Annotated in this window: 14 protein-coding genes; 13 read left to right on the forward strand and 1 reads right to left on the reverse strand. The window is 71.2% G+C overall.

Going from position 1 to position 13384, the window contains the following annotated elements:
* Positions 1 to 16: 16 nt before the first annotated feature.
* The 8 genes from lepB to ACZ6AA_RS06465 all read left to right on the forward strand — a co-directional run bounded on the left by lepB (position 17) and on the right by ACZ6AA_RS06465 (position 7510).
* Positions 17 to 835 (forward strand): signal peptidase I, encoded by an 819-nt coding sequence (gene lepB, locus ACZ6AA_RS06430; protein ID WP_468451924.1) that lies wholly within the window; start codon positions 17 to 19, stop codon positions 833 to 835.
* A 13-nt stretch (positions 836 to 848) separates the two neighbouring features.
* A complete protein-coding gene (locus tag ACZ6AA_RS06435; RefSeq protein WP_468452612.1) occupies positions 849 to 1367 on the forward strand; it encodes an NUDIX hydrolase in 519 nt (172 codons plus the stop codon).
* A 55-nt stretch (positions 1368 to 1422) separates the two neighbouring features.
* Positions 1423 to 1731 carry a DUF2469 domain-containing protein gene (locus ACZ6AA_RS06440; RefSeq protein ID WP_003965949.1) on the forward strand — a complete coding sequence of 103 codons (309 nt, stop codon included), beginning with the start codon at positions 1423 to 1425 and terminating at the stop codon, positions 1729 to 1731.
* Between the two features lie 85 nt (positions 1732 to 1816).
* Positions 1817 to 2209, forward strand: a complete 393-nt coding sequence (locus tag ACZ6AA_RS06445) for a YraN family protein (protein ID WP_405661716.1) — start codon at positions 1817 to 1819, stop codon at positions 2207 to 2209.
* The gene (locus ACZ6AA_RS06450; RefSeq protein ID WP_468451922.1) at positions 2209 to 3834 is read left to right on the forward strand and encodes a YifB family Mg chelatase-like AAA ATPase; all 1626 of its coding nucleotides are present in this window, start codon (positions 2209 to 2211) and stop codon (positions 3832 to 3834) included. Before ACZ6AA_RS06445 ends, ACZ6AA_RS06450 begins: the two co-directional genes overlap by 1 nt.
* A gap of 566 nt (positions 3835 to 4400) precedes the next feature.
* Positions 4401 to 5618 (forward strand): DNA-processing protein DprA, encoded by a 1218-nt coding sequence (gene dprA, locus ACZ6AA_RS06455; protein ID WP_468452610.1) that lies wholly within the window; start codon positions 4401 to 4403, stop codon positions 5616 to 5618.
* 300 nt (positions 5619 to 5918) lie between these two features.
* A complete protein-coding gene (gene whiG / locus ACZ6AA_RS06460) occupies positions 5919 to 6758 on the forward strand; it encodes an RNA polymerase sigma factor WhiG (protein WP_468451920.1) in 840 nt (279 codons plus the stop codon).
* A 194-nt stretch (positions 6759 to 6952) separates the two neighbouring features.
* Complete coding sequence (locus ACZ6AA_RS06465) at positions 6953 to 7510, forward strand: TetR/AcrR family transcriptional regulator (protein WP_468452608.1); 558 nt, start codon at positions 6953 to 6955, stop codon at positions 7508 to 7510.
* A 96-nt stretch (positions 7511 to 7606) separates the two neighbouring features.
* On the opposite strand, the gene ACZ6AA_RS06470 is transcribed toward ACZ6AA_RS06465, so the two are convergent.
* Entirely contained in the window at positions 7607 to 8239 is a 633-nt protein-coding gene (locus ACZ6AA_RS06470; protein ID WP_471456513.1) for a murein hydrolase activator EnvC family protein, read from the reverse strand.
* A gap of 268 nt (positions 8240 to 8507) precedes the next feature.
* Between ACZ6AA_RS06470 and rpsB the strand changes: the two genes are divergently transcribed.
* The 5 genes from rpsB (at position 8508) to ACZ6AA_RS06495 (ending at position 13302) form a co-directional block, all read left to right on the forward strand.
* Positions 8508 to 9437: a 30S ribosomal protein S2 gene (gene rpsB / locus ACZ6AA_RS06475; protein ID WP_468451916.1), complete on the forward strand. Its 930-nt coding sequence runs from the start codon at positions 8508 to 8510 to the stop codon at positions 9435 to 9437.
* 154 nt (positions 9438 to 9591) lie between these two features.
* Positions 9592 to 10428 carry a translation elongation factor Ts gene (gene tsf / locus ACZ6AA_RS06480; RefSeq protein ID WP_468451914.1) on the forward strand — a complete coding sequence of 279 codons (837 nt, stop codon included), beginning with the start codon at positions 9592 to 9594 and terminating at the stop codon, positions 10426 to 10428.
* A 228-nt stretch (positions 10429 to 10656) separates the two neighbouring features.
* Positions 10657 to 11415, forward strand: a complete 759-nt coding sequence (pyrH, locus tag ACZ6AA_RS06485; RefSeq protein ID WP_468451912.1) for a UMP kinase — start codon at positions 10657 to 10659, stop codon at positions 11413 to 11415.
* 145 nt (positions 11416 to 11560) lie between these two features.
* Positions 11561 to 12118: a ribosome recycling factor gene (gene frr, locus ACZ6AA_RS06490; protein ID WP_030361995.1), complete on the forward strand. Its 558-nt coding sequence runs from the start codon at positions 11561 to 11563 to the stop codon at positions 12116 to 12118.
* Between the two features lie 47 nt (positions 12119 to 12165).
* Complete coding sequence (locus tag ACZ6AA_RS06495; RefSeq protein WP_468451910.1) at positions 12166 to 13302, forward strand: phosphatidate cytidylyltransferase; 1137 nt, start codon at positions 12166 to 12168, stop codon at positions 13300 to 13302.
* Positions 13303 to 13384: the final 82 nt, after the last annotated feature.

Raw genomic sequence — 13384 nt, forward strand, 5'->3', positions numbered from 1 at the left:
CCGGGGGAGCACTGGGATGAGCACGACACGACGTACGGACGAGGGCCACGGACGGCTCGGCAGCACGCTGTCGGGAGTCGCCGTGGCCCTCGGCTGTGTCCTCTTCCTGGGCGGCTTCGTCTGGGGCGCCTTCGTCTACCAGCCCTACACGGTCCCCACCGGCTCGATGACCCCGACCATCGGCGCGGGCGACCGCGTCCTCGCGGAGCGCATCGACGGTGACGACGTCCGCCGCGGTGACGTCGTCGTCTTCCGGCAGAAGGCGTGGGGCGACCTGCCCATGGTCAAGCGGGTCGTCGGCGTCGGCGGCGACCGGATCGCCTGCTGCACGGACGGCAAGCTGACGGTCAACGGCAAGCAGATCGACGAACCGTATCTCCCCAAGGGAATGGGCGCCGCAGCGACCGGAATCCCGGCGACCACCGTGCCCAAGGGCCATCTGTTCCTGCTCGGCGACGAGCGCAGCGGCTCGATGGACTCCAGCGTGCACCTGGAGGACGCCGACAAGGGCTCCGTGCCGCGCAGCGCCGTCAAGGCCCGTGTGGACGCCGTGGCCTGGCCCCTGGACGGCATGCTCGACCGCGCCACCGGCTTCGACGGCCTGCAGGGCGGCGGCACGTCCGAGCCGGGGCCGCTGCGGCTGATCCTCACCTCGGTGGTGGTGGGCGCGGTGCTGGTCCTCGGCGGGGCGGCGTACGGGCCGATCGCCAAGCGGGCGGGGCGGGGTGGCCGGGAGCGGGGCGGGGCCGGGGGCTCTGGCGGGGCTGGTGGGTCCGGCGGATCTGGTGGGCCTGCTGGGTCTGGTGGGACGGCGGAGGCCGCTGGTGTCGGCTGAGGGCGTGGAGGACGTGACGGGGGCCGTCGGCGCCGAAGCGGTGGCGGGGCGCCCGCTGCGCAAGGTGGCGCGGGTCGTGCTCCTTGACCCCGAGGACCGGATCCTGCTGCTGCACGGGTACGAACCGGGCGACAGGGCGGACGACTGGTGGTTCACGCCGGGCGGCGGCCTGGAGGGCGACGAGACGCGCGCGGAGGCCGCGCTGCGCGAGCTGGCCGAGGAGACCGGAATCACAGACGTCGAACTCGGCCCCGTGCTGTGGCGGCGGGTGTGCTCCTTCCCCTTCGCCGGACGGCGCTGGGACCAGGACGAGTGGTACTACCTGGCGCGAACCGCGCAGACGGTGACGCGCGCGGAGGGCCTGACCGAGCTGGAGCGGCGCAGTGTCGCCGGAGCGCGCTGGTGGACGTGCCAGGAACTGGCCCGGGCCCATGAGACGGTGTATCCGACCAGGCTCGCCGAGTTGCTGCGCAAGCTGCTCGACGAGGGTCCTCCGAGCACGCCCGAGACCCTGGACACGGAAATCGTGTAGGGCCTCCCGGGGCTGGCGCACAATAGGGGGACGCACGGCTGAAGGGGAACATGCCATGAGCGCCGAGGACCTCGAGAAGTACGAGACCGAGATGGAGCTGAAGCTCTACCGGGAGTACCGAGACGTCGTCGGACTGTTCAAATACGTGATCGAGACCGAGCGACGCTTCTACCTCACGAACGACTACGAGATGCAGGTGCACTCGGTCCAGGGTGAGGTGTTCTTCGAGGTGTCGATGGCGGACGCCTGGGTGTGGGACATGTACCGACCGGCGCGGTTCGTCAAGCAGGTCCGTGTGCTCACGTTCAAGGACGTGAATATCGAGGAACTCAACAAGAGCGACCTCGAGCTGCCGGGCGGCTGAGCGCCCGCCTCTGACACGACCGGGTGACGGAGTTGTCCACAACCCGTCAGTAACGCACCAAGATCCAATAGTGCGGCTCCGCCACGTGACCGTGGGTGTCGGAGGTGGTGCCGACATGAACGCTCGAGGTGCACTCGGCAAGTACGGCGAAGAGCTGGCCGCGCGGCGGCTGGCCGAGGCCGGGATGACGGTCCTTGACCGCAATTGGCGCGGCGGCAGGACGGGCGAGATCGACATCGTCGCCCGCGACGGCGACGCCCTGGTCGTCTGCGAGGTGAAGACCCGCAGGGAGGCGTCCTTCCAGCACCCGATGGCGGCGGTGACGCCCGCCAAGGCCCAGCGGCTGCGCGGCCTGGCCGAGCGCTGGCTCCAGGAACACGGTGGGTCGCCACCGGGCGGCGTGCGCATCGACCTGGTGGGCGTCGTCGTGCCCGAGCGCGGCGCCCCCGTGGTCGAGCACGCTCGGGGGGTGGCCTGATGGGATTCGCACGCACCTGCTCCGTGGCCCTCGTCGGCGTCGAGGGCGTCGTCGTCGAGGTGCAGGCCGACCTGGAGCCGGGAGTCGCGGCGTTCACGCTGGTGGGCCTTCCCGACAAGAGCCTCACGGAGAGCCGGGACCGGGTCAGGGCGGCGGTCGTCAACTCCGGGGGCGAGTGGCCGCAGAAGAAGCTCACGGTCGGCCTGAGCCCCGCGTCCGTGCCGAAGGGCGGCAGCGGCTTCGATCTGGCCGTCGCCTGCGCTGTCCTCGGCGCATCGGAGCGGATCGACCCTCGCGTCCTCGCCGACATCGTGATGATCGGCGAGCTGGGGCTCGACGGCCGGGTGCGCCCGGTGCGCGGGGTGCTCCCTGCGGTTCTCGCGGCGGCGGAGGCGGGCTATGAGCAAGTGGTCGTGCCGGAGTGCACGGCGGCGGAGGCCGCACTGGTGCCCGGGGTGTCCGTCCTCGGGGTGCGCAGCCTGCGACAGCTGATCGCGGTCCTCACCGACGAGCCCGTCCCGGAGGAGGACCCCGCCGCGTCGGGGCGCCCGGACCCGCTGATGGCCGGCCTGAGCCTGCCCGGCGCGGGGCTCGGCACCGGAGTGAGCGGCGTCGGCACCTCGGAGCACGACCAGCGGCACGACCTCGCGGACGTGGTCGGGCAGGTGTCGGCGCGGACGGCGATCGAGGTGGCCGCGGCCGGTGGGCACCACACGTTCCTGCAGGGACCGCCGGGCGCGGGCAAGACGATGCTCGCCGAGCGGATGCCGACGATCATGCCCCGCCTTTCCCGGGCCGAGTCCCTGGAGGTGACGGCCGTCCACTCGGTCGCGGGCATGCTGCCGCCCGGCAAGCCGTTGGTGGACATCCCGCCGTTCTGCGCGCCCCACCACTCCGCGACCATGCAGTCGCTCGTGGGCGGCGGCAAGGGGCTCGCCCGGCCCGGAGCGGTCTCGCTCGCCCACCGCGGAGTGCTGTTCCTGGACGAGGCCCCCGAGTTCAGCGGCCACGCCCTGGACGCGCTCCGCCAGCCCCTGGAGTCCGGGTACGTCGTGATCGCACGCAGCGCCGGCGTGGTGCGGCTGCCCTCGCGGTTCCTGATGCTCCTCGCGGCCAACCCCTGCCCGTGCGGCCGCTTCAGCCTGACCGGCGACAGCTGCGACTGCTCCCCGAACAGCATCCGGCGCTACCAGGCCAGGCTCTCCGGCCCCCTCCTCGACCGGGTCGACCTGCGAGTCCACGTGGAGCCCGTCACCCGCTCCGAACTGACCGCGCAGGGGGCGCGCGGCGAGTCCACCCAGGTCGTGGCCGACCGCGTGCGCGCCGCCCGGGAGCGCACGGTCGCCCGCCTCAAGGGCACACCCTGGCGCACCAACGCCGACGTCCCCGGCCACGAACTGCGCAGCCGATGGCACGCGGTCCCCGGCGCCATGGCCGAGGCCGAACGAGGCCTGGAGCGCGGCTTCCTCACCGCCCGCGGCCTCGACCGCGTCCTACGGGTCGCCTGGACCGTGGCCGACCTCGCGGGCCACGACCGCCCCGACGCGGACGATGTGGCGCTGGCGCTGCAGCTGCGGACGGGGGTGCCACGGGGAGTACCGATGGTGGTGGGGGCGCGGCCGTGAGGGGCGAGGTGGGGCTGGGGGTGCCGGGCGGCGCATCCCCGGCACAACCCGGGCAGAGGTCACCGGGCGGCTGGGGCCGGGCGGGGCCGGGTTTGCCGGGTGGGAGATCGCCGGGACTCGTGGACTCGGCGCCTCCGCGTTCTGCGGGCGCGAGGCCTCCTGATGGCTCGGGCGAGGTGCGGTCGGGCTTGCCGGGCGGGAGATTCCTTGCGTTCCCGGACACGGCTCCGCTGGGGTGTCCGGGGGAGAGGCCCGGGTGCGACCCGGACACGGGAGACCTGCGGTCGTCGGGGGAGGGTTCCCCGGCCTGTCCGGACGTGGCCGAGCTGGGTTCGCCGAGGGAGGGTTCCCCGGGGCGTCCGGACGAGGCTCACCTGGGTTCGCAGGGGGAGAGTTCCCCAGCCTGTCCGGACAAGGCCCACCTGAGTTCGCCGAGCGAAGGTGCCCCAGCCCGTCCGCACAAGGCCGACCTGCGCTCGCTCGGCGGAGGGGCCCCGGCCCGTCCGGGCCACGCTCACCCGGGTCCGCCGAGCAAGCCACCCCCGGCTCTCCCCGACGACGAGCGTCTGGCCCGGGTCGCCCTGACTCGGGTGCTGGAGCCCGGGGACGCCGTGGGTGGGCGGTGGCTGCGGGAGTGGGGGGCCGTCGCGGTGCTGCGGTGCCTGGTCGACGGGGTCGACGCCCTTGCCGGGGGCGCTCGCGTGGAGGGGGGCGACGGGAGCGGGGGCGGAGACGTTCTCGAAGGCCTTGAGGATGTGGGGCGCAGGGCGAGGCTGCCGGGGGTTACCGCCAAGCGGTGGGAGGGGCTGCGGGCCCGGGCCCGGCGGGTGCGGGCGGTGCGGGATCTGGAGACCGCCGCCGAGGCCGGGGCGCGGTTCGTGATGCCGGGGGACGCCGAGTGGCCCGCTCAGCTGGACGACCTGGGGGACGCGCGGCCGGTCGGGCTGTGGGTGCGGGGGCGGCCGTCCCTGCGGATCTGGGCGCTGCGGTCGGTGGCGGTCGTGGGGGCGCGCGCCTGCACGGAGTACGGGGCGCACATGGCGGCCGGTCTTGGCGCGGGGCTGGCCGAGCGCGGATGGGTGGTGGTGTCCGGTGGCGCGTACGGCGTGGACGGCGCCGCGCACCGGGGTGCTCTCGGCGCGGGCGGCGCCACCGTGGCGGTCCTCGCATGCGGGGTCGACCGGCCCTATCCCCGGGGGCACGCGCAGTTGATCGGGCGGATCGCGGAACAGGGGCTCGTCGTGGGGGAGTTGCCGCCCGGCGACCATCCGACGCCGAGCAGATTCATCCTCAGGAACAGGGTGATCGCCGCGCTCACCCGGGGCACGGTCGTCGTGGAGGCCGCCTACCGCAGCGGCGCGCTGGTCACGGCACGCTGCGCACGGGACCTCGGGAGACACACCATGGGCGTGCCGGGGCCGGTCACCAGTGGGCTGTCGGCGGGGGTGCACGAACTCCTGCGCGGGGACGCGGTCCTTGTCGGGGATGCCGCCGAAGTCGTGGAGCTGGTCGGGGACATGGGAGACCTCGCGCCCAGGCGGCGTGGGCCGGTGGTGCCGCGCGATCTGCTCGACCCCGGGGCGGCCCGGGTGCTTGCCGCGCTGCCCGCGCGGGGGAGCGCCGGGGTCCGGGACATCGCGCGAGAAGCGGGCACCAGTGCGGACGACGCGGTCGTGCGGCTGTACGAACTTCGCTCGCTCGGGTTCGTCGAACGACACGGCGACGGCTGGCAGTTGACACGCCAGGCGTTTCTGTCGGTCTTTCCGGAAGAGGGTGATGCGTGACGGTGCGTGTTGCGCCGGACGGATGAACCCTCGACGACCTTGGGAAATCACGCAGTTGGCGGGCTGGTTCGGTTACGGAGCGCGACGGAGGTGATCCCTCGGGGAGTCAAGCGGAACGTATCTGCGTACGTGCGATCCCATACTCTTCGCTCACTGCGACGCTTCAGTCACGCTACGCTCACGACGAATCCGGTGCAGACAGGCAATCAGACGGACAACCTCATTCACTTCACGCAAAACCGCAACCTCACACAATCCGGCAACTTTTCCAGTTCACGGCAGAACGGCTCAAGGCGACGCATGCCCCAGCACACGTCAGGGTCCGACCGGGCGGCGGTTCCCCCAGCCGCCCGAAGCGGCGAGCGGGAGCGGCCACCCGCTCCCACGTCGCTGGACGAGCTGTGGCGGTCGTACAAGACGACGGGCGACGGGCGGCTGCGCGAGCAGCTGATCCTGCACTACTCACCGCTCGTGAAGTACGTCGCGGGCCGCGTGAGCGTCGGCCTGCCGCCCAACGTCGAGCAGGCGGACTTCGTGTCGTCGGGGGTCTTCGGGCTCATCGACGCGATCGAGAAGTTCGACATCGACCGGGCGATCAAGTTCGAGACGTACGCGATCACGCGGATCCGGGGCGCGATGATCGACGAGCTGCGGGCGCTCGACTGGATCCCCCGGTCCGTGCGGCAGAAGGCGCGCAACGTGGAGCGGGCCTACGCCACCCTGGAGGCGCGGCTGCGGCGCACCCCGTCCGAGGGCGAGGTCGCCGCCGAGATGGGCATCCAGGTGGAGGAACTGCACGCGGTCTTCAGCCAGTTGTCCCTGGCGAACGTCGTCGCCCTGGAGGAGCTGCTGCACGTCGGCGGCGAGGGCGACCGGCTGAGCCTGATGGACACGCTGGAGGACACCGCCGCCGACAACCCCGTCGAGGTCGCCGAGGACCGCGAGCTGCGACGGCTCCTGGCGCGGGCGATCAACACGCTGCCCGAGCGGGAGAAGACCGTCGTGACGCTGTACTACTACGAAGGGCTCACGCTCGCCGAGATCGGCAACGTGCTCGGTGTGACGGAGAGCAGGGTCAGCCAGATCCACACGAAGTCGGTGCTCCAGCTGCGGGCGAAGCTGGCCAGTTTTGGTCGGTGAGGGCGGTGGTGAGCGCGCTGAATCGTCCCTGCCCGCGCCCTGCCTGAGCCTTGTCCGCGCCTTGCCTGTGCCTTGTCCGCGCCTTCCTCGCGCGCCCGCGCCGTCGCTGCCAGGAGGAATGGCTGCCTGGCGGGCTCCCGTGGCGGGCGTCGCGTCCGTAAAGTGGGGGCGTGCCAAGGATTCGAGCGGCCTCTGTGGCCGAGCACCGGTCGATGCAGCGAGGCGCCCTGCTGGACGCCGCGCGATCCCTGCTGTCCGAGGGCGGTACGGAGGCGCTGACGTTCCCGGCGCTCGCCGAGCGCACGGGCCTCGCGCGCTCGTCCGTCTACGAGTACTTCCGCTCGCGCGCCGCCGTCGTCGAAGAGCTCTGCGAGGTCGACTTCCCCGTGTGGGCGGCGGAGGTCTCGGCGGCCATGGAGGCGGCCGAATCGCCCGAGGCGCAGGTCGAGGCCTATGTGCGGCGGCAGCTCGCGCTGGTCGGGGACCGGCGGCACCGGGCCGTGGTGGCGATCTCGGCGAGTGAGCTGGACGCCGGGGCGCGGGAGAAGATCCGGGCCGCGCACGGTGGGCTTGTGGCCATGATCGTGGAGGCGCTGGCCGCGCTCGGGCATCAGGAGCCGAGGATGGCCGCGATGCTCCTGCAGGGGATCGTGGATGCCGCGGTGCGGCGGATCGAGCTCGGGGTGGCCGAGGAGCCCGGTGCCATCACGGAGGCTGCTGTGGCCATGGCTCTGCGGGGCGTTCGGGGCTGAGGCTTCTGGCCGAGGGCCGAGGGCTGGGTGGAGGGTGGCTGCCCACAGCTGCTAGGCCGCCAGCCGTTACGCCGCCAGCCGTTGCGTCCTCAGCCGTTACGCCGCCAGTGGGAGCAGGCGGGACGGGGCCCGGCCCAGTAGCCATGGGGGAAGCAGGCTCAGCGGGTTCAGGTAGGTGTCCGCTCTGAGCAGGCCCCAGTGGACGCAGGGCGTGGGGCAGTGGAAGCGGGACGCGGGCTCGACCGTGCCCAAGGGCTCGCCCGGGGCCACCCTGGCCCCCTTCTTCACCGTGGCCCGCACCGGTTCGTAGGTCGTGCGCAGGGGCGGGCTGCCCGTCCCCGAAAGTTCCACGGAGATCACCCCGCGGCCGCCCACCCGGCCCGCGAAGGACACCCGGCCGGGGGCCACCGCGCGGACCGGCGAGCCCGGCGCCGCGGCCAGGTCCACGCCCCGGTGCCCCGCCCCGTACTCCGTCGCCGGTGGCTCCCACCCCCGTACCACCCACGGACGCGCCCCCACCGGCCAGGCGCGACCCACGACCGGAACCCGGCCCTGGCCCGCCCCCGGCGGCGGCTCCGGCCCCGACGCCCGGCCCGCGCCCCGGCGCTCCGGCTCCACCGGCCCCGCCCCCGCCACCCCCACGGACGAGCAGGTCAGCACAAGCAGCACCGTCACCCACACCGCCGCATTCAGCACGCCCCGCAGTCGAGGCAGTCGTTCACACGTCATACGAGAACGGTCCCGTCCCGGACGGATTCGCAGGGATCATGGCCGGGAACTGTGGACTACCAGCCGGTTGTGGACAGCGGCGTCACCCGCGGCCTCGCGGGTCCCGTACACTTCATGTGGCGATCCGGGTCACCGGGTCGACTTCGCACGCCCCGACATCAGGCTCTCGCAGCCGACGGTGTCAGCGCCTTTCGGTCCCGTACGCGAGTACGTGGCACGGCGCGCGCCGGGCGTCAGGACATAACCGAGAACACCAAGGAGTACGGCCATGGCCGTCGTCACGATGCGGGAGCTGCTGGAAAGCGGCGTCCACTTCGGTCACCAGACCCGCCGTTGGAACCCGAAGATGAAGCGCTTCATCTTCACGGAGCGCAACGGCATCTACATCATCGACCTTCTCCAGTCGCTGTCGTACATCGACCGCGCCTACGAGTTCGTCAAGGAGACCGTCGCCCACGGCGGCACGGTCATGTTCGTCGGCACGAAGAAGCAGGCGCAGGAGGCCATCGCCGAGCAGGCCACCCGCGTCGGCATGCCCTTCGTCAACCAGCGCTGGCTGGGCGGCATGCTCACCAACTTCTCGACCGTCTACAAGCGTCTGCAGCGCCTCAAGGAGCTCGAGCAGATCGACTTCGAGGACGTCGCCGCGTCGGGTCTCACCAAGAAGGAGCTTCTCGTGCTCTCGCGCGAGAAGGCCAAGCTGGAGAAGACCCTCGGTGGTATCCGCGAGATGTCCAAGGTGCCCAGCGCCGTCTGGATCGTGGACACCAAGAAGGAGCACATCGCGGTCGGTGAGGCCCGGAAGCTCAACATCCCGGTCGTCGCCATCCTCGACACCAACTGCGACCCCGACGAGGTCGACTACAAGATCCCGGGCAACGACGACGCGATCCGCTCCGTCACCCTGCTCACCCGCGTGATCGCCGACGCCGTCGCCGAGGGCCTCATCGCCCGCTCCGGCGTCGCCACCGGTGACTCCAAGCCGGGCGAGAAGGCCGCGGGCGAGCCGCTCGCCGAGTGGGAGCGCGACCTGCTCGAGGGCGAGAAGAAGGCCGACGACGCCGAGGCCCCCAAGGCCGACGAGGCCCCGAAGGCCGACGCCGCCGAGGCCGTCGAGGCTCCGAAGGCCGACGAGAAGCCGGCCGAGGCCGTCGCCGAGACCGTCGAGGCCCCCGCCGCGGAGGCCGAGCAGGCCTGACTTCGGCGCCGGCCGCTCGACCGCGCGGCCACATCGGCCGCGAGCAGCGGCGGCTGCTGAAGCATCGGCTGCTGACGGCGGGGGTCCGTGCCACGAGCGCGGCCCCCGCCGTTCACCCGTAGATCTTCGACTTCGAGAAAGATTTCCGAGAATCATGGCGAACTACACCGCCGCTGACGTCAAGAAGCTCCGTGAGCTCACGGGCGCCGGCATGATGGACTGCAAGAAGGCGCTCGACGAGGCCGACGGCAACGTCGACAAGGCCGTCGAGGCCCTGCGCATCAAGGGCCAGAAGGGCGTCGCCAAGCGCGAGGGCCGCTCCGCCGAGAACGGCGCCGTGGTCTCCCTCATCGCCGACGACAACTCCACCGGCGTCATCGTCGAGCTCAAGTGCGAGACCGACTTCGTCGCCAAGGGTGAGAAGTTCCAGTCGGTGGCCAACGCCCTGGCCGCCCACATCGCCAAGACCACCCCGGCCGACCTCGAGGCGCTGCTCGCGTCCGAGATCGAGCCCGGCAAGACGGTCCAGGCGTACGTCGACGAGGCCAACGCCAACCTCGGCGAGAAGATCGTCCTGGACCGCTTCGCGCAGTTCAACGACGGCTTCGTCTTCGCGTACATGCACCGCACCATGCCCGACCTGCCCCCGCAGATCGGTGTTCTGGTCGAGCTGGACAAGGCCGACGCCGAGACCGCCAAGGGCATCGCCCAGCACATCGCCGCCTTCGCGCCGAAGTACCTCACCCGTGAGGACGTTCCGGCCGAGGTCGTCGAGACCGAGCGTCGCGTCGCCGAGGAGACCACCCGCGCCGAGGGCAAGCCGGAGGCCGCGCTCCCGAAGATCGTCGAGGGTCGCGTCAACGGCTTCTTCAAGGACGCCACTCTCCTGGGTCAGCCCTACGCCCTCGACAACAAGAAGTCCGTCGAGAAGGTCCTGCAGGAGGCCGGTGTCACCCTGAAGCGCTTCTCGCGCATCAAGGTCGGCATCTGAGTCCGAACCACGATCGGCGGTGGACCCCGCTAAGGTCTACCGCGGTCGCCCGCGTGCGCGGCGGCGTACGCGACGGGAGTGACGCCGTACGCGAAGGCACCGGGAACAACCGGCCTTCGCACGCGACGGACGACCGCAAGATCTGACGAGGAGGCCATTGCCGCAGATGGGATGTACACCACCCCACCGGCAATGGCCTCTTCGTATGTGCACCACAAGGAGAACTCCATGACCAAGGCCGACACCAAGAGTGACGACGGCAAAGTAGCCGGGCGCTTCCTGCTGAAGCTGTCCGGCGAGGCGTTCGCCGGAGGCGGCGGACTCGGCGTCGACCCCGATGTGGTGCACAAGATCGCCCGTGAGATCGCGGCCGTCGTGCGGGACGGCGCGGAGATCGCCATCGTCATCGGCGGTGGCAACTTCTTCCGCGGCGCCGAACTCCAGCAGCGCGGCATGGACCGGGCCCGCTCCGACTACATGGGCATGCTCGGCACGGTCATGAACTGCCTGGCCCTCCAGGACTTCCTGGAGAAGGAAGGCATCGACTGCCGCGTGCAGACCGCCATCACCATGGGGCAGGTCGCCGAGCCGTACATCCCGCTGCGCGCCGTGCGCCACCTGGAGAAGGGCCGCGTCGTCATCTTCGGCGCGGGCATGGGCATGCCGTACTTCTCCACCGACACCACGGCCGCCCAGCGGGCCCTGGAGATCGACGCCGAGGCCCTGCTCATGGGCAAGAACGGCGTCGACGGCGTCTACGACTCCGACCCCAAGACGAACCCGGACGCGGTGAAGTTCGACGCCCTCGGGTACGGCGAGGTCATCACCCGCGACCTGAAGGTCGCCGACGCCACCGCGGTCACGCTGTGCCGGGACAACAAGCTGCCCATCCTGGTCTTCGAACTGCTCGCCGAGGGCAATATCGCGCGGGCCGTCAAGGGTGAGAAGATCGGCACCCTCGTGGGCGACCAGGACTCCCGGGCCTGAGCCACGTCCGTCCCCCGAGGGGATGGACGACCCCTTCGAGGGGATGGACAAAGCCCTGCCGGTCGGACACCGTGCAGGAAAGAGACGCGACGCAGCCGGCCGATCCTTGGAAGCCGGGCCTACTCAAGACACGCAGGAGCAAGTGGTGATCGAAGAGACCCTCCTCGAGGCCGAGGAGAAGATGGAGAAGGCCGTCGTGGTCGCCAAGGAGGACTTCGCCGCGATCCGTACGGGCCGTGCCCACCCGGCGATGTTCAACAAGATCGTGGCCGACTACTACGGCGCGCTGACGCCGATCAACCAGCTGGCCTCGTTCTCGGTGCCCGAGCCGCGCATGGCCGTGGTGACCCCGTTCGACAAGACCGCCCTGCGCAACATCGAGCAGGCGATCCGCGACTCGGACCTGGGCGTCAACCCGAGCAACGACGGCAACATCATCCGAGTGACGTTCCCCGAGCTCACCCAGGACCGTCGCAAGGAGTACATCAAGGTCGCCAAGACCAAGGCCGAGGACTCCAAGATCTCGATCCGGTCGATCCGCCGCAAGGCCAAGGAGGCCTTCGACAAGGCGATCAAGGACGGCGACATCGGCGAGGACGAGGGGCGTCGGGCCGAGAAGGAGCTCGACGACACCACGTCCAAGTACGTCGCCCAGGTGGACGAGCTCCTCAAGCACAAGGAATCCGAGCTGCTCGAGGTCTGATCGAGTCCGACTCGACGTCCGATCTAGGTCTGAGGAATCCGAATTCCGTGAACGACACTTCCTGGGGGGCGCCGCCCAGAGCCGGGTACTGGGGGGCGCCCGACCAGGGACCGGTCCAGGGTGCTGCCCCGGCGGGTCCCGCATACGATGCGCAGGATGCACTGACTCCTTCGGAGACTCAGCCCATGCCCATCGTTCCCGACGTAGCCGCGAGCGGCGGACACCAGGACGACGACCGGGGGGCTGCTCAGCCGAGCGGCCCCCTGTTCCGTGACGGGATGCCGCCCGCGCCCTCAGCGCACCCCGCGCAGAAGCCGCAGGAGCCCATGACCGGCGCAGCACAGCCCGCCCCAGCCCCGCCGAAGAAGAAGAGCGCGGGCCGTGACCTCGGGGCGGCCATAGGTGTCGGCGTGGGTCTCGGCGCGGTCATCGTCGCCTCGCTGTTCATCGTGAAGGCCGTCTTCGTCGGCGTCATAGCGGTCGCCGTGGTCGTCGGCCTCTGGGAGCTGACGTCACGCCTCGAAGAGCGCAAGGGCATCAAGGCGCCGCTCGTACCGCTCGCGGTGGGCGGCGCCGCGATGGTTGTCGCCGGGTACGTCCGCGGGGCCGAGGGTGCCTGGGTGGCGATGGCGCTGACCGCACTCTCGGTACTCGTCTGGCGTATGACCGAGCCGCCCGAGGGCTATCTGAAGGACGTCACGGCCGGTGTCTTCGCGGCCTTCTACGTCCCGTTCCTCGCGACGTTCGTCGCGCTGATGCTCAGGGCGGACGACGGTCCGCAGCGGGTGCTCACCTTCCTTGTCCTCACCGTGGTCAGCGACACCGGCGCGTACGCGATCGGCTGGCGCTTCGGCAAGCACAAGCTCGCTCCGCGCATCAGCCCCGGCAAGACCCGCGAGGGCCTGCTGGGCGCGGTGACCTTCGCGATGGCGGCGGGCGCGCTGTGCATGCACTTCCTGATCGACGACGGGACCTGGTGGCAGGGCCTGCTCATCGGCCTCGCGGTGGCGGCGAGCGCGACGCTCGGCGACCTCGGCGAGTCGATGATCAAGCGGGACCTCGGCATCAAGGACATGGGCACGCTGCTGCCGGGCCACGGCGGCATCATGGACCGCCTCGACTCGTTGCTGCCGACGGCGCCGGTGGTGTGGCTGCTCCTGGTGGCGTTCGTCGGCACCGGCTGATCCTCGTCGCTCGTCGACGCCGCTGACCTGCGGTTTCGCGTGAAGGGGTCCGTTATCCACAGGGTGCGGGCCCCTTGTCGTA

Source organism: Streptomyces sp. NPDC040610 (genome assembly GCF_055594065.1).

Bases quoted from the DNA above. Each gene is read 5' to 3' on its own strand.
- lepB (WP_468451924.1), top strand. From the start codon at position 17: ATGAGCACGACACGACGTACGGACGAGGGCCACGGACGGCTCGGCAGC.
- ACZ6AA_RS06440 (WP_003965949.1), top strand. From the start codon at position 1,423: ATGAGCGCCGAGGACCTCGAGAAGTACGAGACCGAGATGGAGCTGAAG.
- ACZ6AA_RS06450 (WP_468451922.1), top strand. From the start codon at position 2,209: ATGGGATTCGCACGCACCTGCTCCGTGGCCCTCGTCGGCGTCGAGGGC.
- whiG (WP_468451920.1), top strand. From the start codon at position 5,919: ATGCCCCAGCACACGTCAGGGTCCGACCGGGCGGCGGTTCCCCCAGCC.
- ACZ6AA_RS06470 (WP_471456513.1), bottom strand. From the start codon at position 8,239: ATGACGTGTGAACGACTGCCTCGACTGCGGGGCGTGCTGAATGCGGCG.
- rpsB (WP_468451916.1), top strand. From the start codon at position 8,508: ATGGCCGTCGTCACGATGCGGGAGCTGCTGGAAAGCGGCGTCCACTTC.
- tsf (WP_468451914.1), top strand. From the start codon at position 9,592: ATGGCGAACTACACCGCCGCTGACGTCAAGAAGCTCCGTGAGCTCACG.
- pyrH (WP_468451912.1), top strand. From the start codon at position 10,657: ATGACCAAGGCCGACACCAAGAGTGACGACGGCAAAGTAGCCGGGCGC.